The following is a 21,732-nucleotide window of genomic DNA, read 5'->3' as shown; positions in this document are numbered from 1 at the left end:
TTACACTCAAAACAGCTCATTAGAATAGCTCTTGGCTGGCTCCATTTTCCGTTGAAATGGTCGTTCCAACCTCTTGTACCGCGCGCTCTTTCGGCTCAGTTCCTTCGATAAAGTATTCACTACGAGAAGGTCCACCGGATGAGAGTTTACCTGTACGGGTATCGATAGAGACTGAAATAATTCCTTTTGGTGGTTGCATAGTTTTCACTGGAACGCCGTCAAGGGCGGCTTTCATAAAGTCATCCCAAATCGGCTGAGCACTCTTCGCACCTGCTTCACCACCGCTTATTCCTGTACGGCCTAATGTACGCTTGTTATCATCAAAGCCAATCCATGCTGAGGCAACAATATCAGGGCCATAACCGGAGAACCACGCATCTTTCGAGCTATTCGTGGTTCCTGTTTTCCCGCCAATGTCACGACGACCGCCCAGATCACGACCCGCACGCCAACCGGTACCTGACCAACCTGGCTCGCCATAAATATTTGTCACCATCGCATCGCGAATTAAGAACGCCAGCGGTGTGCTAATAACATGCGGGGCATATTGGTCTTCAGGGCTCTGCTGTTCTGCGGTTGTAGACAGTGCCATTGTTGGCTCTTGTTCCACCACATTATTATTCGATTGAGTCACTTCCTCTGTTGCATCTTCGCCTTCAGAGTCACTCAGCGCAATCGTACGCGCCGTATCCCCATAAATGACCGGAATATTTGTACACTCAGGGCATGCAATTTTTGGTTTCGCTTCGAAAATCACTTCATCGCTGTGATTCTCAATCTTCAAAATATAGTAAGGATCAACAAGGTATCCCCCGTTCACCATCACGGCGTAACCACGCACCATTTGCATTGGGGTAAATGATGGAGCACCCAGCGCCAACGCTTCTGTACGGTTAATATTCTCTTTCGGGAAACCAAAACGCGTTAAATAATCCGCTGCATAATCCACACCCATGGCGCGCATCGCACGCACCATCACCACGTTTTTCGACTGACCTAAACCTTGACGTAAACGGATAGGACCATCATAGCGCGGTGGTGAGTTCTTCGGACGCCAGTCTGAACCAGCTCCCGCATCCCAACGGCTAATCGGCACATCATTGAGTAATGACGATAACGTTAAGCCTTTATCCATCGCAGCCGTGTACAAGAATGGCTTAATATTTGAGCCCACTTGGCGCAATGATTGCGTCACGCGGTTAAATTCACTCATATTAAAATCAAAACCACCCACAAGGGCTATCACCGCCCCATCATTCGGATTCAATGCAACAAATGCTGCGTTCACATCAGGGACTTGGGCTAACCACCAGCTATCTTTAACCTGACGAACCCAAATCTGCTCACCGGGCTGCACAACTTTATTCACGGCAGATGGCGTACCACCTTGCTGAGTATCTGAAATAAATTTACGCGCCCAGCGCACACCCGCCATCGTAATTTGGATGTCCGAGCCATCCGCCAGCATCACTTTCGCATCGCTGCTACTCGCAGACGTGACAACGGCTGGAACCAATGAACCATAGTTTGGTAATTTTTTCAGTTTCTCAACGATTTGTTCTTTATCCCATGCGGCTTGGCTACCGCTCCATAACACTTCTGCAGGACCGCGATAACCATGGCGAATATCGTAATCTATCAAATTATTACGTACGGCTTCGGTCGCCGCTAACTGGTCTTTACGCACAACCGTGGTGTACACCTTATAACCATCGGTATAGGCATCTTCACCGTATTTTTCATACATCGTTTGGCGTGCCATTTCCGCTAAATAAGGCGCAGAAAAATCCACTTTTGGTGCGTGATAAGAAGCGACAATTTTTTCACTTTTCGCTTGCTCGTACTGATCTTGCGTGATGTATTTTTCTTCTAACATCCGCATTAATACGACGTTACGGCGGTTAACCGCACGGTCATAAGAGTAAAGCGGGTTGAATGTTGATGGCGCTTTCGGTAAGCCGGCAATCATTGCCATTTCACTTAGCGTTAACTCATTGACTGTTTTACCAAAATAAACATAAGCGGCTGCACCCACACCATAAGCACGGTTACCTAAATAAATTTTATTCAGGTACAGCTCCATAATTTCATCTTTGGTAAATAACTGTTCGATACGAATCGCCAAAAATGCCTCTTTTGCTTTACGCATCAAGGTTTTTTCTGGACTTAAATAGAAGTTTCTCGCCAGCTGCTGAGTAATGGTACTCGCCCCTTGCGATGCATGACCCGATGAAGCCATCACAGTCACAGCACGGAAAATACCAATTGGATCAATACCATGGTGCTCATAGAAGCGGCTATCTTCTGTTGCAATAAAGGCATGCACTAACATTGGAGGAATGTCAGTTAATGGCAATGGAATACGGCGCTTTTCACCATATTGGGCGATCAGTTCATTATCTGCACTGAATACCTGCATTGGCGTTTGCAGACGAATGTCTTTCATTGTTGCGACATCAGGCAGCTCACCTTCGACATATTTGTACATGCCATAAATCGAGGCGCTTCCCAAAAAAATGCAACAGAAAACCAGAATTAAAAAATATTTTACGAACTTCACCGAAGAATTCCCATATGCAACTGACAGGCGGGTTTAGATATCACTGCTGCATAGTATAAAGCTTATACAGCACAATAGAAAACGTAATTTAATTGTTAATGATAAGGATATTATGTATGTATTCACCAAAATGGCACATCGGAATTGAGCTATCTCAGCACCACATTCAGTTAGTTGCAGCAAAAAAACATCGCAAACTCTGGTCGTTATGTGAATGTTGGCAACAAGCGCTACCTTTTGACAGCGCATCACATACCCTTGATGAACACCGCGTAATTTTACGCAATATTTTGCGACAATGGCGTCAGAAATTACCTAAAAACTGCTCTGTTTCTATCGCATTACCCTCACTAAGGTCGCTCCAAAAACAGGTCACTCTTCCCAACCAAATGAGCTTGCAACAACCCGAGCTAAGTTGGTATTTACAAGCGCAAGTTGACCAACTTTTTCCCATGCAAGCCCAAGAGCTTGCTGTAGATTATCGGATCATTGGGCAACAAGTTTACTTCAATGCCGCACGCCAATCTGATATTACCTTCTGGCAAGATTTATTACTGGAGAGTGGTTATCACCTACTAGCTGTAGATATTGCCCCCATCGCACTGCGTTACCTTGCTCGACATGCTCAGTTGCCTAACGAATGTTGGCTTGTTTACTATCGCCAAAACGAATGGTTCTGGTCAGGGCCTATCAGCCAACCTGCAAGTTATAGTCATATTCAAAGCGATAACCCGACCCAAGATAATCAATCAGTGCACATTAACCAAATTCAATCCTTATTAACGGACGATCCTGAAGCCTTAAAATTACCGATTTACTGCATTAGTGACCACGATATTCAAGGCGTAGAGTATCGATGGGATTTACTGCAAGCTTTTCATCAATACCCCATCAAATTACCCCGCCAATTGGGGAGTTTTGTGATTGCCGCAGGGCTGGCCCTGCGTCATGGGGATCTTTAATATGTATCAGGTTAACTTCCTACCATGGCGAACCGATAAGCTCACTCGCCAGCGACGCTATTTTTTAATGGTGACGGGGCTCAGCTGTATTTTTGTTATCGTTATCTTTGGTTATTTAATCAGTTTGCTTCTAGAGGATATATCGCAAGCCCACTTATACCTTGCGGCTCAACAGAAACATCAACAGCACATTGAACAGCTAAAAACACAATTACAAGCGCAGCAACAACAGCTAGAAAAATTCACATTTCAGCAAAATCAGCGTCAATCCTATGCGCAACATAACCATGCCTTACTCAGCCTATTAAGGTCGCTATCCAATCTCACGCCACCTAAAAGTTGGCTATCCACCTTTCAGCTACGTGAAGGGCGTTTAGAAATCAAAGCACTCAGTTATCGCTTTCAAGACCTGAATTTGCTGTTAACTCAATTTAGCCAAACACCTCAGGTCGATAACGTGCAACTGCGCACGTTACGGCGGGTTGCTGCCGTTAACCAACTACACCTTATTGCCGATTATCGAGGTGTCATTGATGAATAACCACTTTGCCGCTTTTTGGTATCGCCCCCTTTGGCAGCAATATCTAACGATACCGCTGATTTTGGTGGTGGGCATTGCCGCTAGCTATACCTTCATTTGGCAAGACAAGCGAAATCAATGGGCAGATTTACAACAAAACAGCTCTGCCTTGCACCTACAAAACCAAGCCAGTAGCCAATTTTTCGCCCAAAATCCGACTCGCGTTTGGCTAGAACAGGAACTCGCTTCGTTCCCTTCTAATGAGGAAACGCCCTTAGACCCTCATTTCTTTGTTCTTCACTTACAGCAGCTGCTTGCGAATAACAATATTGTCTTAAATCAGCTTCAGCCATCGGATCCGTTGAATTCTCATTACCAACTTGAGATCCAAGGGAAATTTAAGGATCTCCTCGAATTTATGCAATCACTCACCCATACGCTCCCACAGCAACATTGGCAATTTTCTGATGTCATTTTGACTACCAAAAACCAGCAACTGACCGCCAATTTATCGCTCACATTTATCAAGGATGAACAACCTAATGAGCAACACTAATTTTTTCGTTCCCATATTAATGTTAATGCTATGCAGTGCTTTCTTCGGGTATGCCCAAACACCCCGAGACCCTTTTGAACCCATATCCCCAACAGAAGAAGATACCCAGCTCTTAGACACCATCATTCCACCTAAAGCACCGGAAATAATTCTCACTGAAAAAATTTTTCCATTAGTCTCTATCGGCGCTCAAACTGTTCATCAACAGATCACGGAGCCTGACATGCGCCTCCTATCCGATAAAGGCATAGCCCACTTTGATGCCACCACCAACAGTTTGATCATTACGGACACCAAAGAACGCTTGGCATTAATTGAAACATGGCTTGTTCAAAAAGATATTCCCCAGCAGCAAGTACAAATCACTGCCCACATCATCAGCAGTTCACGCACCGCTTTACAAGCGTTAGGTTTAGAGTGGGGAATGCTAGGTGAGTCAGCAACTGATGGGCACCATAGCCGCTATAACCGTTACAGCAGCCAATCAGGACAGATGGCATTAAATGTATTACGGCTCGGAGAAGGCTTACTTGAAATGAAGCTTAACGCACTAGAAAAAGAAAATTTATTGTCAATTATTGCGAGCCCCCGTTTGGTGGCATCCCATAAACAGCCCGCCAGCATCCAACAAGGCAGCGAAATTCCCTATGTCACTACCTCCGATAAGAAAAGCCACGTTCAATTTAAAGATGCGGTGTTAGGTATGGAAGTTACGCCAACCATTGCCCGAGATGACAGAGTCGAAATGATATTAAAAATCAGCCATAACTCCCCAGATACCGCTCTCACCGTCAATCCAAACCAACATCTTGCCATCAACAAACAAGAAATTGCGACGTCAGTGACTATCAAAAATAATAACACCCTAATATTGGGTGGTATTTTTCAACAGAAGCAAGAAAAAACGGATTCAGGTATCCCATTTCTTTCACAAATCCCACTATTAGGAAGTTTATTTATCAATAAGACACAACACGTTGATAAGCGTGTTTTACTGGTATTTATTACACCAAAACTTATTAAGATTTAGCGTAAAAAATAACGCCTATACATTCAATTAGTTGAATGTTTAATTCCTCAAAGTACCGTGGAATTATTACTTTTTGTGCCATAAACATACCGGATAAATTTGACGCTGAGGTCGTTTTAGCATACAAGGTTATCCATTGAGTGTTCTAACTATCGGTAGATGAAAGAACAAACTATCAGCCGCTTATAAAATAGCTACAGAAATTTTGCTTTATAATTAACAGCTTCCATTCATTTAGTGGAATAAACAACCTGTTAATAAGCTCGCTAAACAGTGCATTATGTAATGTAGACGGCTCAAATATATAGAAACCCGCAACGAAGAATATGGCACTTTGTTTTCTAAGTGCCATATTTATATAGTTGCAATTCAGGTTGATGTATTGAGATAATTTTCTTATCTGATCTCACATCATCACTTATGAGGTTTCAGTTTAGGTCCCGCCGCTAATTCGATTGGCGGGGCGGGTGATCATTAACGAATAATCGTAGTAATACCAAAAAACATGGCAGAGAAACGCAATATCTTTCTGGTTGGACCAATGGGAGCCGGAAAAAGCACTATTGGTCGTCAGTTAGCTCAACAGCTTAATATGGAGTTCTTTGACTCCGATCACGAGATTGAAAAACGCACTGGCGCAGATGTAGGTTGGGTATTCGACCTAGAAGGTGAAGAAGGCTTTCGCGATCGCGAAGAGAAAGTCATCAATGAACTCACTGAAAAGCAAGGCATTGTCTTAGCGACAGGTGGTGGCTCTGTTAAATCTAAAGAGACACGTAACCGCTTGTCCGCTCGTGGGGTTGTCGTGTATCTCGAAACCACCATTGAGAAGCAATTATCCCGCACACAACGCGATAAAAAACGTCCTCTTTTACAGGTGGATGAGCCTGCTCGCGAAGTTTTAGAAAAATTAGCCGATGAACGCAATCCTATGTATGAAGAGATAGCGGATATAACAATTCATACTGATGAGCAAAGCGCAAAAGTTGTTGCCAATCAAATCATTGAAATGTTAGAAAAAAACTAATTTTTATACATCAGAAGTCATGAATTCAAGGTAAAGCAAGATGGAAAAAGTCACTGTTACTCTGGATGAACGCAGTTATCCAATCAATATTGCACCTGGTTTGTACCAAGGAAAGGATGCATTTTGGCCACTAACTGCGGGTCAGCGAGCAATGATAGTGACTAACGAAACTCTCGCTCCGCTTTACCTACATAAGATTCAAGCCGTTCTTGAAGCCTCAGGTGTCAAAGTCGATTCCATCGTCTTACCTGATGGCGAGCAGTACAAATCTTTATTCATCATGAATGATGTTTTTACGGCATTACTCGAAAAGCACCATAACCGTGACACAACCCTCATCGCCCTTGGTGGGGGAGTAATTGGTGACTTAACTGGATTCGCAGCAGCTAGCTATCAACGTGGCGTACGCTTTATTCAAGTTCCTACTACATTACTCTCCCAAGTGGACTCTTCGGTTGGTGGAAAAACCGCCGTTAACCACCCATTGGGGAAAAATATGATTGGGGCATTTTATCAACCGGCATCCGTCGTGATTGACCTCGATTGTTTAAAAACCTTACCTAAGCGCGAACTCTCTTCTGGCCTGGCTGAAGTTATTAAATACGGCATCATTCTTGATGGTGAATTTTTTAGCTGGTTGGAAAAAAATATCGATGCCTTAATGGCATTAGATAACCAAGCCATGGCGTACTGCATTCGCCGTTGTTGCGAACTGAAAGCGCAAGTGGTCGCTGCCGATGAAAAAGAAACCAGCGGGCTACGTGCACTATTAAATTTAGGGCATACCTTTGGTCATGCTATCGAAGCTGAAATGGGCTACGGCGTATGGCTCCATGGAGAAGCTGTTGCTGCTGGTATGGTGATGGCGGCAAAAACCGCTGAGCTGATTGGCCAATTTACCCCAGAACAAACAGAACGCATCATCGCCCTTTTAAAACGCGCCGAGCTACCTGTTACTGGTCCTGCAAAAATGCAACCTGATGACTATTTACCTCACATGATGCGAGATAAAAAAGTCATGGGAGGCAAATTGCATCTTATCCTTCCAACCACTATCGGCAGTTCAGAAATGCGTTCCGATGTGGATGCCTCAACAGTCATTGCCGCTATTTCGGCTTGTATGCCATAAATCATTACTGAACTAAGTAAAAATCATTAATTGGCTCCTGAATATTTTCAGGGGTTTTAAAATGTTACTGGCAGATATCAACTAAAGCCGTTAAATTATACGCACGCCTAGCACCTATAACGAGTAACGAAGTAAGGTGGTCGCAATCTCATTGAAATTGGAATGAAATTGCTAAACAATCTATTCTTTAAAAGTGAGCAGAAGCAATTGCTTAGTCGTGAACAGGTCGTAATGATAAGAGACATTTTATCTCTATACAGGCGAACTAATTTCGGGAGAGGAAAATGGACGAATTTAAACCAGACAATCAGCCTCAAGTGCAGAATGATTTAAGGCCTGATACATCAGATAGACCAACCGGACGTGCGCGTCCTGCTGCGGCAGCTAAGCCAAAAATTGCGTTATCACGTCAACACATCATGATCGGTGTCGGCGTTTTAGTGCTGCTTCTGCTGATCATTGCAATCAGTTCCGCATTAAAAGCACCAACAGAACATGAGAAATTACAAAATGATAGCGCTAATCAGCGTAATATCGATTTATCAGGTTCTTCATCACTGACCAACTCAGATACTCAATCCACAACGCAACCTCAAACAGGTCAAGCGCAAGAGTTAAATGGTCAGCAAATTAACCCAATGCCAACTCAAGCAGACACTCAGACTCAACAAAATGGTCTTGGTGAACGCATTGAAATTCCGGGTGATGTTGCCGACGCTCTCAACCAAGGTCAAAGCCTGCCGTCTGAAAGCACCACTACGCCACCACAAAATGTGACACCGTTGACGCCACCACAAGTCAAACCTGTGGAAAAACAGCCAACAGTTAAACCTGTCACCCCAGAAAAAACGCAACCAAAAGCGACTAAGCCTGTTGAACAAAAACAACCTGCTCAGCCAAAAACAACCACTAAGCCAGCAACTAGCACAAGCCAAAGTGGTAGTACCGTTGCAGCACCCTCTGGAAGCTATACATTGCAGTTAAGTAGCGCAAGTCGTTCAGATACACTGGAAGCTTTCGCAAAAGAGAATAAACTTGCTAACTATCAAGTGTATAAAACCATTCGTAATGGCCAAACTTGGTATGTATTGATCCACGGAAATTACAGCTCAGTGAGCGAAGCAAAAAGTGCAATTGCGACCTTACCTGCCGCAGTACAAGCGAAAAAACCGTGGGTGCGTAATATGAAACAAGTTAAACAGGATCAAAAATAACAACGTTTTTCCCCGGGCGCATAATGTTGTCCTGAAAGAGCCGCCAAGTGGCGGCTTTTAAACGATTGTAATAATAAGACGGCATGAAAAAAAAACGCGCTTTTTTAAAATGGGCTGGGGGTAAATACCCGCTTGTGGACGAGATCAAAAAGTATCTTCCACAAGGAGATTGCTTAATAGAACCTTTTGTTGGTGCAGGATCGGTGTTTTTAAATACCAACTACGATTCGTACGTACTTGCGGATATTAACAGCGATCTTATCAACCTCTACAACACGGTTAAATATCGCTCTGATGCTTTCATCGAAGAAGCTCAGCAACTGTTCACACCTGAATTTAATACCTCTGAGCAGTATTATTTAATGCGCCAAGCATTTAACAAATCAGATGACCCTGCTAAACGTAGCATTCTCTTTTTGTATCTTAACCGCCACTGTTATAACGGATTATGCCGCTATAACCTAAGTGGTGAATTCAATGTGCCTTTCGGACGCTACAAGAAACCCTATTTTCCGAGAGACGAATTACTGTGGTTTGCTGAAAAAGCCCAGAAAGCGACCTTTGTGACGCAATCTTACAGCAAAACATTACTCGATGCGCAGAATGGCTCAGTCATCTATTGCGATCCGCCTTATGCTCCGCTGTCTGAGACCGCTAACTTTACGGCCTATCACACCAATGCCTTTAGTGCGCAAGAACAGCAGAACCTGGCTTTTTTGGCACATAAGTTGTCATCTGAGCGCAAGATCCCAGTTCTTATCTCAAATCATGAGACCCCGGTGACTCGAGAGTGGTATTATCAAGCACAGTTACATATCGTAAAAGTGCGTCGCACCATTAGTAGAAATATTTTGAACCGTGCCAAAGTCAACGAGCTTTTGGCTTTATATGCGGGAGCGGGAGCATCTAAAAAATCATAGGTGCTGTCAGATAACGACGAATAATCGGAGACAATTATGAAAGATTTTCTCATTGCCCCATCTATTTTATCTGCTGACTTTGCACGTTTAGGCGAAGATACCGCCAAAGTTCTTGCTGCGGGCGCAGACATTGTCCATTTCGACGTGATGGACAACCACTATGTACCGAACCTCACGTTCGGTGCACCAATCTGTAAAGCCCTGCGCAATTACGGTATCACCGCCCCGATTGATGTTCACTTAATGGTTAAACCGGTCGATCGCATTATTCCAGATTTCGCTAAAGCGGGTGCGACTCACATCAGTTTCCACCCAGAAGCCAGCGAGCACATCGATAGAACTTTACAACTCATCAAAGAGAATGGTTGTACCGCAGGTCTGGTATTTAACCCAGCAACCCCGCTTAGCTATCTCGATTATGTGATGGATAAAGTTGATATGATCCTACTGATGTCCGTTAACCCAGGATTCGGCGGTCAATCTTTTATCCCACAAACCCTGAACAAATTGCGCCAAGTTCGTAAATTAATTGACGAAAGTGGTTATGATATTCGTTTAGAAGTCGATGGTGGCGTGAAGGTCAATAACATTGCAGAAATTGCCGCAGCAGGTGCAGACACCTTCGTTGCAGGCTCCGCGATTTTTGATCAGCCTGATTACAAAAAAGTCATCGATGAAATGCGCCAAGAATTGAAAAAGGTATCTCAATGACATATGCGGTTTTAGAGAGTATTAAAGCGATTGCGTTTGATTTGGATGGAACCCTTGTTGACAGTGCCGGCGGTTTAGCCGACGCCATCGACAAAACCCTTGAAGAGCTAAACCTACCACCAGCAGGCAAAGAGCGTGTCTCCATCTGGGTAGGTAACGGCGCGGATATGCTCGTAGAGCGTGCGCTAGAATGGGCGGGTATGACGGTCACGCCAGAGCTGAAAAAGCAAGCTCGTATCCGCTTCGATGAGCATTATGCGACGACCGTTAATACTGGTAGCCAGCTGTTCCCTGAGGTCAAAGAGACCCTCGCAACCATTGCGAAACACAACTTGCCTATGGCGATTGTGACCAACAAACCAACCCCATTTGTGGCGCCATTACTGGAAAAGCTGGGCATCGATAGCTACTTTTCATTAGTACTTGGTGGCGATGATGTAGTAAAAACTAAACCGCACCCAGCGCCACTCTATTTAACAATGGGTCAGTTCGGTTTACGCAAAGAAGAATTGCTTTTTGTCGGCGATTCCCGTAATGATATTATCGCAGCCCACAATGCAGGCTGCCCAAGCGTAGGGTTAACCTACGGCTACAACTATGGTGAATCAATCGCAATTACCGAGCCCGACTACGTGTTAAGCCACTTTTCTGAGCTACTCTCCGTTATTGATTTATCAAAATAAAATCCCCAATAATTCGAGTCACCAACGGTGTGGCTCGAAACTTAACAGGGTATAAAAATACTACAAGGACATACAAAGAAATGAGTACACCCACTGAAAAATCTAAACAAACCCAGAAACCTATTGTATTCAGCGGCGCACAGCCTTCCGGTGAATTAACCATCGGTAACTACATGGGTGCGTTACGTCAGTGGGTTAAGATGCAAGATGATTATGATTGCATCTACTGTATCGTTGACCAACACGCTATCACCGTTCGCCAAGACCCTGTTGAACTACGTAAAAGAACCCTTGATACATTAGCGCTCTACTTAGCTTGCGGTATTGATCCGAAGAAAAGCACCATTTTTGTTCAGTCACATGTGCCACAACATGCACAACTGAGCTGGGCACTAAACTGCTACACCTATTTCGGTGAACTGAGCCGCATGACCCAGTTCAAAGACAAATCTGCTCGCCACTCAGAAAACATCAACGCCGGTCTGTTTGACTATCCAGTTCTGATGGCTGCCGATATTCTGGTTTACCAAACTAACCAAGTTCCTGTGGGTATTGACCAGAAACAACATCTTGAACTGAGCCGCGATATTGCTCAGCGCTTCAATGCCATTTACGGAGATATTTTCACCGTACCAGAGCCATTTATCCCAACCGATGGCGGCGCACGCGTGATGGCATTACAAGAGCCAACCAAGAAAATGTCTAAGTCTGATGACAACCGCAATAACGTGATTGCGCTGTTAGAAGACCCGAAATCCGTTGTGAAGAAAATCAAACGTGCAATGACCGACTCTGAAGAGCCACCACGTATTTGCTACGATGTTGAAAACAAAGCGGGTGTTTCTAACCTGCTAGATATTCTTGCTGGCGTGACAGGCAAAAGCGTGAAAACGCTGGAAGCTGAGTTTGAAGGCCAAATGTACGGTCATCTGAAAGGCGCTGTGGCTGAAGCAGTTTCTGACATGCTGACTAACTTACAAGCCCGTTACCATGAGTTCCGCAACAATGAAGCGCTACTGAACCAAATTATGGATGAAGGCGCCACCAAAGCAGCGGCTCGCGCTCAAGAAACCTTAGACAAGGTTTACGATGCGATCGGCTTTGTAAAACGTCCACAACTGTAATCTTACATCGCTATTCAATAGCAAAAAGCCAATTAACTTTCTCACGGTTAATTGGCTTTTATTTTATCTGTAGTCCACTTACTTCGCGGTGTATAACTTACCGTCTTTAATCAGACCCTGCTTTAATAGCTCGCCATCCTGTCCACGCTCTTCAAGAACACCTTCCGCGACTCCATTCACAAAACTCGTTTTAAGATGCAGATTATTTTTCGGTGTATCATAGTAGGATTTATAATCGCCATTGAGTCGGTCATTGCTGTATCCTATCTCGGTATCTAAATTCCCATTAGGATGGTAAGACTTAATGACGCCATCCACTTTGCAATTTTTTATAGGAATAAACATTTTTGGCTGACCATTTTTATAATAAACCGTGATGCTCTTATCTAAGCAGTTATTTTTCACCCACGATTTAAACTGAATGGCACCATTTCCATAACGCTCGATATAGTCCCCGTCCGGTGCCCCTTCAGGAATGTTCAGCTCTGGCATTCTCAAGCTTTCTAGCTCTTTAAACTCTTCTAACTGGATGCCATTGTTGTCATACTGAGGTGCTGGCTGAGAAAGGCAGCCAGACAACATGAAGGCAACGGAAAATGCCATAGCGATATTAATAGTTTTCATAACAATCCTTTTAACGGAATCACAGGTTCACTCGAAGGCATCATACCTATTTAGTATTCCTGATCGTTCATGTTTAAGATGAATAAATGAAGCGGAACGCTCTGATTTTAGCGAACTCAACACTGACCATTGTTCTATTTATAGAACAATCAAACCTATTTTTGCCTCTACTCACCCTGCTTTGTCTCTTCTATTATTGGTTCATCGAAACGATTAGTGCATAAAACTGATCAGTTTATAAAACCAGTTTGGAGTCACACCATGAAAAAGATTATTGGTATTTATCAATCCCCACGTAGCCACTGGGTTGGTGATGGTTTCCCTGTTCGCTCCATGTTTAGTTATAGCAACCACGGGAAATACCTGAACCCATTCTTACTGTTGGACAGAGCGGGGCCACACCCATTCCCAGCATCAGAAGGGGATAATCGTGGGGTTGGCGAGCATCCACATAAAGGCTTTGAAACCGTCACCATCGTGTATGACGGCGAAGTGGCTCACCACGACTCTACCGGAGAAGGTGGGGTTATCGGACCGGGTGATGTGCAGTGGATGACAGCGGCATCAGGAATACTTCATCAAGAATATCAGTCTGATAACTTTATGAAAAATGGCGGTACTTTGGACATGGTGCAACTGTGGGTCAACTTGCCCGCCAAAGATAAACTGGCAGCGCCGGGTTACCAATTGCTGACTCGCGATGCTATCCCAACCATTAGCTTGCCGAATGAGGCGGGAACACTGCGGGTCATAGCGGGCGACTATCTAGGCAACACAGGCGCCGCACGCACATTTACCGCCCTTGATGTTTGGGATCTGCGTCTGAATAAAGGAAAAGTCGTGGGATTACCAACTAAGACTGGTCGCAATGTTGGGCTAGTGATGTTGAAAGGCAGCCTATTTGTGGATGGCCATACCGCATTGAATGAAGGTGAGTTGATGATCCTTGATGCTACTGATAGCAATGTGCTGTTAGAAGCCACCACCGATGAGGCTTTAGTGCTGCTGCTCAGCGGTGATCCTATCGATGAGCCAGTGGTGGGATATGGCCCATTTGTCATGAATACGAGCCAAGAAATCAACGAAGCCGTAAATGATTTTAATAGCGGTAAATTTGGTCGGATCCCGAATGCCAGCTAACCATAAAGTCCTCTGAATTTTTTCAGGGGACTTTATTTTTTCCCTGCCGCCATATTCTCAGCCAAATAAGTGAGAAATAACTGAACTGCGGGTAACAACCCTTTACGGGAAGGGTACACGGCATGAATGATATCTTCTGGAAATTGCCAATCTGGCAACACTTCCACCAATTCACCACTTTTTAACTCATTTTCTACCACACCTCGGGGTATACGGGCGATCCCTAGCCCTCTTACCGCAGCACGGTATAACGTTAAAATATCGGTGGTGGCTAGCTTGGGAGTGACATGCACAGTTACACTCAGCTCATCACTGTTTTTTAAAGATAGAGTGTAACGCTGTGAATGCTCCGTATTGGCAAGAACTGGGTAATCCACCAGCTGTTCAGGGGTTGATGGTTCCCCTTTTTCACGGAATACGCTTGGATTTGCAACTAATATCCGCCGAGAATACCCTAGCACTTTCATCATCATCCCTGAATCATCAAGGGGTAATGAACGCACTCGTAATGCTAAATCTAACCCTTCACTGATCACATCGACGGGGCGGTTAACTGCCAGAATTTGCACATCGATATCAGGGTATTTCTCCATAAAATCAATCAGTAAATCCTGCAAATACACTTGCAATAAAGTAACGGGGCAAGAGAGCTTAATAGTACCTTTGGGATGTGTTTGTACTGAGCAAATCAGTTCATGGGCAATATCTGCTTCTTCCACGACATTCTTACATTGCTGATAAAAAACCTGTCCGATCTCCGTAACATGAAATTGCCTTGTGGAGCGATAAATCAATGAGACATTTAGTTTTTGTTCTAAGTCGGCAATACGACGACTGAGTTTTGATTTTGGGATCCCAAGCGCCGCACCAGCCTGAGAAAAACCACCATGTTCAACGACTTTAACGAAATAATAGAGGTCATTTAAATCGTACTGCATGCTGTTTTCCTCAATCCTAATGACAGTGATAAACCATCAGCCGCGTCGACCAAATAAGCGGTGGCTAAATTCTTCAATTTTATGATGCTCTAGCCGATTTTGCATCGTCAGGCTCCAACTCGCCGATAGCCCCGCCGCAGACAATAATCGACGGTACAATTCTTCATCATACGGCGCATGGAAAGCTATCATAATCGCTTCTTGCATCGAGACATCACTATTACGGCTCAGTAGTTTAAGTGGGGTATCCGCACCGACACTGCCGCCTTTAATCACTCGGTACAACCAGCCGCAACGACCTTCGTCCTGCATCACTTGAGCAAAATTTTCTACACCCGTTAACCCATTGAGTTTATAGCAAGGGGAACGCGGCTGAGTGACTTGAATACGTGCGTCACCCCAAGCATAAATATCACCGATAAAAACGTTTTCTTCGGTCATTCCTTGAGTTGACAGGTTTTCACCAAAAGCGGAAGGAAGGAATAAATCCTCTAATTGCGGGTATCGTTGTCGCCAAAATTCATAATGTTCCTGCGGGTAATGACATAGCGCTCTATCAGGCCCACCGTGAAAACGCGTTTCTGCTTGTTCATCCCCTTCAATTCCTAAGCTATTTAAGGTGAGTACCCCATCCACTGCTCGCTTATGAATCGCACTCACGCCACAATGGGTTGTGCTTTGAATGGTACCAATAAAAACTTGAGGATGTATTTTCACCGTTTTGCTCCCGATAACCCCGCCAGAAAGAGTTTTCATCATAAAGAATGACCATAGAGATAACAACGTTATACGGACGGTAAAAACAAAAAACGCGACTCCTAAGAACCGCGCTTATTAAAAAATCAGTTTGCAAAAAATTATTTGGTTTTTTCTGCGAAGCGTTTTGCTGCTTCATCCCAGTTCACAACTGACCAGAAGGCTTTGATGTAGTCAGGGCGACGGTTTTGATATTTCAGGTAGTAAGCGTGCTCCCAAACATCTAAACCAAGGATTGGGTAACCTGAAGCGCCAGAAATCGCTTCACCCATTAATGGGCTGTCTTGGTTTGCAGTAGAGACCACTGCCAGTTTGCCATCGGCTTTTAATACCAGCCATGCCCAACCAGAACCAAAACGGGAAGCTGCAGCTTTTTCGAACAGATCTTTAAAGGCATCAACGCTACCAAAGTCACGCTCAATGGCGGCTTTCAGTTCGCCTTGCAGTTCAGTACCTAATTTTAATCCTTTCCAGAACAGACTATGGTTTGAGTGGCCACCCGCGTTGTTACGAACAAAAGTACGTTGATCTGCTGGGATTTGGTCTAATTTTTGGATTAACACATCAATATCTAACCCCGCCAGTTCAGGCAGTTTTTCTAAGGCAGTATTGGTGTTATTCACGTAGGTTTGGTGGTGCTTGGTGTGATGGATTTCCATGGTTTGTTTATCAAAATGAGGTTCCAGCGCATCGTAAGCATAAGGTAAAGCAGGTAATGTATAACTCATATTGTTTGTCTCCAGTGACTTATCTTTCTACCTCACAGACTGAATTAGGATTTCAGTAACTGCGTGTTTTTAACCACGCACCCATTATAGTTATTTTAGTGTTAATGAAAATCATTATCATATCCATGTGAATTCTGTGGATTTTTCCAACAACTATCATCAATAGATTATTCAGTAACTAATACCACTATAATTCGCCTTTGTTTTTCTTTAATTCTAATGTTAGTTATATTTTTGAATTTTTATTTCAATCATGGATTTAGCATCAAATGATCATACTGCAAATCCCATTACTATTAATACGTGATCTTCCGCTCAAAAGAAAAACAAAGTAACCATCCATACTTCAGTTAACTGTTTTTTGACATACTATTAACATCTGCAAGGAGATAATAATATGACACAAATAACTAAACATCCCGTTCCTGCTAATATTGCTAAAAATGCCCTGATAAACGAACAACAGTATAACGATGAGTACCAACGCTCGATTCAAGACCCCGAAGGATTTTGGGGCGAAAAAGGGAAAATCGTTGATTGGATTAAACCTTACACTCGCGTTAAGAACACCTCATTCGACCCAGGGCATGTCAATATCCGCTGGTTCGAAGATGGCACCTTAAACCTGAGTGCTAACTGTTTAGACCGTCACCTAGCCACTCGTGGCGACCAAACCGCTATCATCTGGGAAGGTGATGACCCAACCCAATCAAAAAATATCACTTACCGTGAGCTGCACCATGATGTGTGCCAGTTCGCAAACGTTCTTAAGAAGCAAGGCATCCGCAAAGGGGATGTCGTCGCTATCTATATGCCAATGGTGGTTGAAGCCGCTGTCGCGATGCTGGCATGTGCGCGTATCGGTGCTATCCATACCGTCATCTTTGCGGGATTCTCCCCTGAGGCAGTCTCTGGGCGCGTTATTGACTGTAAAGCTAAGCTTATCATCACCTCTGATGAAGGCTTGCGTGCAGGTCGCGCTATTCCACTGAAAAAGAACGTGGACGATGCACTGCAAAACCCACAAGTCACTACCGTCGCGAATGTGATTGTTTATCGCCGTACAGGTAATGCACCAAGCTGGGTTGAAGGCCGTGACCTTTGGTGGCACGACGTTATCCAAGGCGTAAGCGCAGATTGCCCACCGGAAGAGATTAATGCAGAAGATCCGCTGTTTATTCTCTACACTTCCGGCTCCACAGGTAAACCTAAAGGGGTTCTCCACACCACGGGCGGTTATCTGGTCTATGCAACGCTGACATTCAAATACACCTTTGATTATCATGAAAATGAAGTCTACTGGTGTACGGCGGATGTGGGCTGGGTAACGGGTCATAGCTATCTGCTTTATGGACCGTTATCTAATGGTGCAAAAACCTTAATGTTCGAAGGTGTGCCAAATTATCCAGCAGTTAACCGCATGGCTCAAGTCGTTGATAAGCACCAAGTCAATATCCTATATACCGCACCAACTGCTATTCGTGCACTGATGGCGGAAGGTGATAAAGCGATTGAAGGTACCCAGCGCGATTCTCTACGTATTTTGGGATCGGTCGGTGAGCCAATCAACCCAGAAGCGTGGGAATGGTTCTACAAGAAAATGGGGAACAGCCACTGCCCAGTGGTTGATACATGGTGGCAAACGGAAACCGGTGGTTTCATGATCACACCACTGCCGGGTGCAACGATGTTAAAACCAGGTTCAGCAACACTGCCATTCTTTGGCGTTCGCCCTGCATTGGTTGATAACCTTGGTGAGCCGCTCGATGGCTCAACGGAAGGTAACTTAGTCATTGTGGATTCTTGGCCGGGTCAAGCTCGTACCCTGTTCGGAGACCATGAACGTTTCGAACAAACCTATTTCTCCACCTTTAAAGGAATGTACTTTAGTGGTGATGGTGCGCGTCGTGATGAAGATGGCTATTACTGGATCACCGGTCGTGTTGATGACGTCCTGAATATTTCAGGTCACCGTTTAGGGACAGCAGAAATTGAATCTGCCCTCGTTTCACATCCGAAGGTTGCTGAAGCTGCTGTCGTGGGTATTCCTCATAGCATCAAAGGGCAGGCAATCTATGCCTATGTCACGTTGATTTCTGGCGAGGAACCATCCCCAGAGTTGTACACTGAAGTGCGTAATTGGGTTCGTAAAGAAATTGGTCCGATTGCCACGCCAGACGTTTTGCATTGGACAGATTCTTTACCGAAAACGCGTTCCGGTAAGATTATGCGCCGTATCCTACGAAAAATTGCATCAGGTGATACCAGTAATTTTGGAGATACTTCCACACTGGCAGATCCAGGTGTTGTCGAAAAACTGCTCGAAGAAAAACAGTCAATGAGTATCTCGTAGCTATATAAATAGTTGTGTAGATAGCTCATGGCACTACAGGTCGCCTTCGGGCGACCTAAAATTAATACTCAGCATCACTCAATCAGCAGAAAATAGAGTCTGACCGAATACCCAGTTAATTCCTTGGGTAGCCATGTGTCGCCCTAAAATCCGCCTTTGAGCTATCAGAGTATGCCAATAATACAATAACAGAGGAGAACTCTGATGAATGCTACTGCTTACGAAAAGGTCGAGGCGAACCCTCTCTTTCAAGAATTAGTGAGAAAACGTAGTCGCTTTTCATGGTTGTTATCTGCAATAACGTTAGTTCTGTATGTTGGTTTTATCTTTCTTATCGCGTTTGATCCAAGCTGGCTAGGAACCCCAATAACTGAAGGTTCCTATATCACCCGCGGTATTCCTGTAGGCGTTGGGCTGATTGTGATCTCGTTTATCTTAACGGGTTTATATGTCATCCGTGCTAACAGTGAATTTGACCGCTTAACCGCCGAAATCTTAAAAGAGGTAGAAAAATGAAAGTCTTGCTCTCACTTATTCTGTTTTTTACCTCGTCAATGGCGTTCGCTGATGCCCTGACAGGCGATGTTGAGCGTCAACCTGTCAATATTCAAGCCATTGTGATGTTCTTGCTGTTTGTGGGTTTTACGCTTTATATCACTTACTGGGCTTCAAAAAGAACTCGCTCTCGCTCTGATTACTATACTGCCGGCGGAAAAATTACGGGTTTCCAAAATGGAATGGCAATTGCGGGTGACTTTATGTCCGCAGCTTCATTCTTAGGGATCTCGGCTCTGGTTTATACTTCGGGATACGATGGGCTTATCTATTCCATCGGCTTCTTAATTGGCTGGCCAATTATTCTGTTCTTAATTGCCGAGCGCTTACGAAATTTAGGTCGCTATACTTTCGCGGATGTCGCATCATATCGATTACAACAAAGACCTATCCGCATTCTGTCTGCAATGGGCTCCTTAGTGGTTGTGGCACTGTATCTAATCGCTCAGATGGTTGGGGCAGGAAAGCTGATAGAGCTGTTATTTGGGCTTAACTATCATATTGCTGTCGTGATTGTTGGGATATTGATGGTGCTGTATGTGCTATTCGGTGGGATGCTCGCAACCACATGGGTACAGATCATCAAAGCCATTTTGTTACTCGCAGGCGCAACCTTTATGGCTGTTATGGTCATGAAACATGTCGGCTTCAACTTCAATACGTTATTTAAAGAAGCCGTTGAAGTACATAAAAATGGTATCGCCATTATGAGCCCCGGAGGACTGGTTTCCGACCCAATATCCGCCTTGTCGCTTGGGCTGGCCTTGATGTTCGGTACCGCAGGTTTACCTCACATCATTATGCGCTTCTTCACTGTTAGCGATGCAAAAGAAGCCCGTAAGAGCGTGTTCTACGCGACTGGGTTTATCGGTTACTTCTACATTCTGACATTTATCATCGGTTTCGGGGCTATCGTTCTGGTTAGCTCAAACCCTGACTTTAAAGATGCAGCTGGCGCCTTAATCGGTGGTACCAACATGGCAGCGGTACACCTCGCCGATGCTGTAGGTGGAAACTTCTTCCTTGGGTTTATCTCTGCGGTTGCTTTCGCCACCATTCTCGCGGTTGTTGCTGGTTTAACGTTGGCGGGTGCGTCTGCGGTTTCCCACGACCTGTATGCGATGGCGATTAAAAATGGTAAAGCCGATGAACGCGATGAATTGCGCGTATCAAAAATTACCGTGGTGATCCTCGGCTTCGTAGCGATTGGTTTAGGAATTTTGTTCGAGAAACAAAATATTGCCTTCATGGTGGGCTTAGCCTTCTCTATTGCGGCAAGCTGTAACTTCCCTATTATCTTGCTATCAATGTATTGGAGCAAGTTAACCACGCGAGGTGCTCTTGCAGGTGGTTGGTTAGGCTTGATTACAGCGGTTGTTCTGATGATTTTAGGCCCAACAATCTGGGTGACTATTCTGCATCATGAAAAACCGATTTACCCTTATGAATACCCAGCATTCTTCTCGTTGATTGTCGCGTTTACGGCATCTTGGCTATTCTCAGTCACCGATAATTCAGAGAGAGGTAAAATGGAAAGAGCCCGCTTTAAAGAGCAGTTTGTACGCTCACAAATTGGCTTAGGTATTGAGCAAGGCAAATCTCACTAAATTCATCGATAGAAACAAAAAAGCGACTCAAATGAGTCGCTTTTTTTAATGCTTAGACTTAATTGGCGTAAGCGCGTTTTTCTATTGCTAGCCAATCTTCCACTAAAGAGTAAAAGCTTTGAGGGTTACTTTGTTTTTCAGCCAGTAACGTTTGATATTCCACTTTATCTTTAGGGGTATAACGCGAAAGCAATTGCTCCAACATAGGGCGTTTATCAACAAACTTAGCCCCGATTCTAAAGCTTTTATATAAACCAGCGGCAATCCCAATACTAAGAACAACCACTGAAACAATTGCCATGGCATTGTTCTCTAACCCAAGGTGATTTTTCACCATCACGAGTAAAGAGAAGGGCACAAAAAACATCACTAACAGTGAAAGGATAATGGCGCCATCTTGTCCATTGTTAAATTCATTCTCTTGCTGTTTATTCACAGAAATAATCTGCTCAAAAATCTGGCTATTGTTACTTTTCATTTTATTCATATAACCCACCTATTTGATGAATGCTCATCTTCTTTCAGCTAAATTTAACAATTCAACATCTTAATTGGTTAAAAATAACCATTTTTAATAGTATACGAATAATAAAAT

21 protein-coding genes are annotated in these 21,732 nt (G+C 44.1%); 15 read left to right on the top strand and 6 right to left on the bottom strand.

Annotation, left to right across the window (positions count from 1 at the left end; translation table 11 throughout):
- Window positions 1-19 precede the first annotated feature (19 nt).
- Window positions 20-2,560, bottom strand: coding sequence for a peptidoglycan glycosyltransferase/peptidoglycan DD-transpeptidase MrcA (mrcA, locus tag JK188_RS02700; RefSeq protein ID WP_211887974.1), 2,541 nt, complete (start codon window positions 2,558-2,560; stop codon window positions 20-22).
- Window positions 2,561-2,676: 116 nt separating this feature from the next.
- Between mrcA and pilM the strand changes: the two genes are divergently transcribed.
- The 11 genes from pilM to trpS all read left to right on the top strand — a co-directional run bounded on the left by pilM (window position 2,677) and on the right by trpS (window position 12,436).
- Window positions 2,677-3,522 (top strand): pilus assembly protein PilM, encoded by an 846-nt coding sequence (gene pilM, locus JK188_RS02695; protein ID WP_211887975.1) that lies wholly within the window; start codon window positions 2,677-2,679, stop codon window positions 3,520-3,522.
- A gap of 1 nt (window position 3,523) precedes the next feature.
- On the top strand, window positions 3,524-4,063 hold the full coding sequence (locus JK188_RS02690) for a PilN domain-containing protein (protein WP_211887976.1): 540 nt from the start codon (window positions 3,524-3,526) through the stop codon (window positions 4,061-4,063).
- Complete coding sequence (locus tag JK188_RS02685; protein ID WP_211887977.1) at window positions 4,056-4,598, top strand: hypothetical protein; 543 nt, start codon at window positions 4,056-4,058, stop codon at window positions 4,596-4,598. Before JK188_RS02690 ends, JK188_RS02685 begins: the two co-directional genes overlap by 8 nt.
- Complete coding sequence (locus tag JK188_RS02680) at window positions 4,585-5,628, top strand: transporter (protein ID WP_211887978.1); 1,044 nt, start codon at window positions 4,585-4,587, stop codon at window positions 5,626-5,628. Before JK188_RS02685 ends, JK188_RS02680 begins: the two co-directional genes overlap by 14 nt.
- Window positions 5,629-6,133: 505 nt before the next feature.
- Window positions 6,134-6,655: a shikimate kinase AroK gene (gene aroK / locus JK188_RS02675; protein WP_036950109.1), complete on the top strand. Its 522-nt coding sequence runs from the start codon at window positions 6,134-6,136 to the stop codon at window positions 6,653-6,655.
- A 40-nt stretch (window positions 6,656-6,695) separates the two neighbouring features.
- Window positions 6,696-7,784 carry a 3-dehydroquinate synthase gene (gene aroB, locus JK188_RS02670; protein ID WP_132497192.1) on the top strand — a complete coding sequence of 363 codons (1,089 nt, stop codon included), beginning with the start codon at window positions 6,696-6,698 and terminating at the stop codon, window positions 7,782-7,784.
- A gap of 284 nt (window positions 7,785-8,068) precedes the next feature.
- The gene (locus JK188_RS02665; RefSeq protein ID WP_211887979.1) at window positions 8,069-8,998 is read left to right on the top strand and encodes an SPOR domain-containing protein; all 930 of its coding nucleotides are present in this window, start codon (window positions 8,069-8,071) and stop codon (window positions 8,996-8,998) included.
- Window positions 8,999-9,081: 83 nt separating this feature from the next.
- Window positions 9,082-9,918 (top strand): adenine-specific DNA-methyltransferase, encoded by an 837-nt coding sequence (dam, locus tag JK188_RS02660; RefSeq protein WP_211887980.1) that lies wholly within the window; start codon window positions 9,082-9,084, stop codon window positions 9,916-9,918.
- 36 nt (window positions 9,919-9,954) lie between these two features.
- Window positions 9,955-10,629: a ribulose-phosphate 3-epimerase gene (gene rpe / locus JK188_RS02655; RefSeq protein WP_108479679.1), complete on the top strand. Its 675-nt coding sequence runs from the start codon at window positions 9,955-9,957 to the stop codon at window positions 10,627-10,629.
- Window positions 10,626-11,312: a phosphoglycolate phosphatase gene (locus JK188_RS02650; RefSeq protein WP_211887981.1), complete on the top strand. Its 687-nt coding sequence runs from the start codon at window positions 10,626-10,628 to the stop codon at window positions 11,310-11,312. The genes rpe and JK188_RS02650 overlap by 4 nt, the downstream gene beginning before the upstream one ends.
- An 80-nt stretch (window positions 11,313-11,392) precedes the next feature.
- Window positions 11,393-12,436 carry a tryptophan--tRNA ligase gene (gene trpS, locus JK188_RS02645; RefSeq protein ID WP_154602131.1) on the top strand — a complete coding sequence of 348 codons (1,044 nt, stop codon included), beginning with the start codon at window positions 11,393-11,395 and terminating at the stop codon, window positions 12,434-12,436.
- A 78-nt stretch (window positions 12,437-12,514) separates the two neighbouring features.
- On the opposite strand, the gene JK188_RS02640 is transcribed toward trpS, so the two are convergent.
- Window positions 12,515-13,060: a toxin-antitoxin system YwqK family antitoxin gene (locus tag JK188_RS02640; protein WP_211887982.1), complete on the bottom strand. Its 546-nt coding sequence runs from the start codon at window positions 13,058-13,060 to the stop codon at window positions 12,515-12,517.
- Window positions 13,061-13,321: 261 nt separating this feature from the next.
- Between JK188_RS02640 and JK188_RS02635 the strand changes: the two genes are divergently transcribed.
- On the top strand, window positions 13,322-14,200 hold the full coding sequence (locus tag JK188_RS02635) for a pirin family protein (protein WP_211887983.1): 879 nt from the start codon (window positions 13,322-13,324) through the stop codon (window positions 14,198-14,200).
- Window positions 14,201-14,232: 32 nt separating this feature from the next.
- Here JK188_RS02635 and JK188_RS02630 read toward each other — a convergent pair whose 3' ends face one another.
- The 3 genes from JK188_RS02630 to sodA form a co-directional block, all read right to left on the bottom strand.
- Window positions 14,233-15,138 carry a LysR substrate-binding domain-containing protein gene (locus JK188_RS02630; protein WP_211887984.1) on the bottom strand — a complete coding sequence of 302 codons (906 nt, stop codon included), beginning with the start codon at window positions 15,136-15,138 and terminating at the stop codon, window positions 14,233-14,235.
- A 36-nt stretch (window positions 15,139-15,174) separates the two neighbouring features.
- Window positions 15,175-15,855 (bottom strand): 6-hydroxyaminopurine reductase, encoded by a 681-nt coding sequence (yiiM, locus tag JK188_RS02625; RefSeq protein WP_211887988.1) that lies wholly within the window; start codon window positions 15,853-15,855, stop codon window positions 15,175-15,177.
- A 140-nt stretch (window positions 15,856-15,995) separates the two neighbouring features.
- Entirely contained in the window at window positions 15,996-16,622 is a 627-nt protein-coding gene (gene sodA, locus JK188_RS02620; RefSeq protein ID WP_132497200.1) for a superoxide dismutase [Mn], read from the bottom strand.
- Between the two features lie 397 nt (window positions 16,623-17,019).
- Here sodA and acs point away from each other — a divergent pair, with 397 nt between their 5' ends.
- From acs to actP, 3 genes are all read left to right on the top strand, one after another.
- Window positions 17,020-18,975 (top strand): acetate--CoA ligase, encoded by a 1,956-nt coding sequence (gene acs, locus JK188_RS02615; RefSeq protein ID WP_211887985.1) that lies wholly within the window; start codon window positions 17,020-17,022, stop codon window positions 18,973-18,975.
- Between the two features lie 204 nt (window positions 18,976-19,179).
- Window positions 19,180-19,491 (top strand): DUF485 domain-containing protein, encoded by a 312-nt coding sequence (locus tag JK188_RS02610; RefSeq protein ID WP_006663518.1) that lies wholly within the window; start codon window positions 19,180-19,182, stop codon window positions 19,489-19,491.
- Window positions 19,488-21,137 carry a cation/acetate symporter ActP gene (gene actP / locus JK188_RS02605; RefSeq protein ID WP_036950135.1) on the top strand — a complete coding sequence of 550 codons (1,650 nt, stop codon included), beginning with the start codon at window positions 19,488-19,490 and terminating at the stop codon, window positions 21,135-21,137. Before JK188_RS02610 ends, actP begins: the two co-directional genes overlap by 4 nt.
- Before the next feature lie 58 nt (window positions 21,138-21,195).
- On the opposite strand, the gene JK188_RS02600 is transcribed toward actP, so the two are convergent.
- On the bottom strand, window positions 21,196-21,624 hold the full coding sequence (locus JK188_RS02600; RefSeq protein ID WP_211887986.1) for a hypothetical protein: 429 nt from the start codon (window positions 21,622-21,624) through the stop codon (window positions 21,196-21,198).
- Between the last annotated feature and the right edge of the window lie 108 nt (window positions 21,625-21,732).

This window comes from Providencia sp. JGM181 (genome assembly GCF_018257375.1).
GTDB classification, from domain to species: Bacteria; Pseudomonadota; Gammaproteobacteria; order Enterobacterales; family Enterobacteriaceae; genus Providencia; species Providencia lanzhouensis.
This window is presented reverse-complemented; position numbering and strand designations above follow the sequence as displayed.

What these genes read in the sequence shown, in the direction of transcription:
- acs (WP_211887985.1), top strand. Translation starts at nt 17,020, where the DNA reads ATGACACAAATAACTAAACATCCCGTTCCTGCTAATATTGCTAAAAAT.
- rpe (WP_108479679.1), top strand. Translation starts at nt 9,955, where the DNA reads ATGAAAGATTTTCTCATTGCCCCATCTATTTTATCTGCTGACTTTGCA.
- JK188_RS02665 (WP_211887979.1), top strand. Translation starts at nt 8,069, where the DNA reads ATGGACGAATTTAAACCAGACAATCAGCCTCAAGTGCAGAATGATTTA.
- JK188_RS02610 (WP_006663518.1), top strand. Translation starts at nt 19,180, where the DNA reads ATGAATGCTACTGCTTACGAAAAGGTCGAGGCGAACCCTCTCTTTCAA.
- sodA (WP_132497200.1), bottom strand. Translation starts at nt 16,622, where the DNA reads ATGAGTTATACATTACCTGCTTTACCTTATGCTTACGATGCGCTGGAA.
- JK188_RS02690 (WP_211887976.1), top strand. Translation starts at nt 3,524, where the DNA reads ATGTATCAGGTTAACTTCCTACCATGGCGAACCGATAAGCTCACTCGC.
- trpS (WP_154602131.1), top strand. Translation starts at nt 11,393, where the DNA reads ATGAGTACACCCACTGAAAAATCTAAACAAACCCAGAAACCTATTGTA.
- JK188_RS02650 (WP_211887981.1), top strand. Translation starts at nt 10,626, where the DNA reads ATGACATATGCGGTTTTAGAGAGTATTAAAGCGATTGCGTTTGATTTG.
- JK188_RS02640 (WP_211887982.1), bottom strand. Translation starts at nt 13,060, where the DNA reads ATGAAAACTATTAATATCGCTATGGCATTTTCCGTTGCCTTCATGTTG.
- JK188_RS02630 (WP_211887984.1), bottom strand. Translation starts at nt 15,138, where the DNA reads ATGCAGTACGATTTAAATGACCTCTATTATTTCGTTAAAGTCGTTGAA.
- JK188_RS02600 (WP_211887986.1), bottom strand. Translation starts at nt 21,624, where the DNA reads ATGAATAAAATGAAAAGTAACAATAGCCAGATTTTTGAGCAGATTATT.
- dam (WP_211887980.1), top strand. Translation starts at nt 9,082, where the DNA reads ATGAAAAAAAAACGCGCTTTTTTAAAATGGGCTGGGGGTAAATACCCG.
- JK188_RS02635 (WP_211887983.1), top strand. Translation starts at nt 13,322, where the DNA reads ATGAAAAAGATTATTGGTATTTATCAATCCCCACGTAGCCACTGGGTT.
- aroB (WP_132497192.1), top strand. Translation starts at nt 6,696, where the DNA reads ATGGAAAAAGTCACTGTTACTCTGGATGAACGCAGTTATCCAATCAAT.
- JK188_RS02680 (WP_211887978.1), top strand. Translation starts at nt 4,585, where the DNA reads ATGAGCAACACTAATTTTTTCGTTCCCATATTAATGTTAATGCTATGC.
- actP (WP_036950135.1), top strand. Translation starts at nt 19,488, where the DNA reads ATGAAAGTCTTGCTCTCACTTATTCTGTTTTTTACCTCGTCAATGGCG.
- pilM (WP_211887975.1), top strand. Translation starts at nt 2,677, where the DNA reads ATGTATTCACCAAAATGGCACATCGGAATTGAGCTATCTCAGCACCAC.
- aroK (WP_036950109.1), top strand. Translation starts at nt 6,134, where the DNA reads ATGGCAGAGAAACGCAATATCTTTCTGGTTGGACCAATGGGAGCCGGA.
- JK188_RS02685 (WP_211887977.1), top strand. Translation starts at nt 4,056, where the DNA reads ATGAATAACCACTTTGCCGCTTTTTGGTATCGCCCCCTTTGGCAGCAA.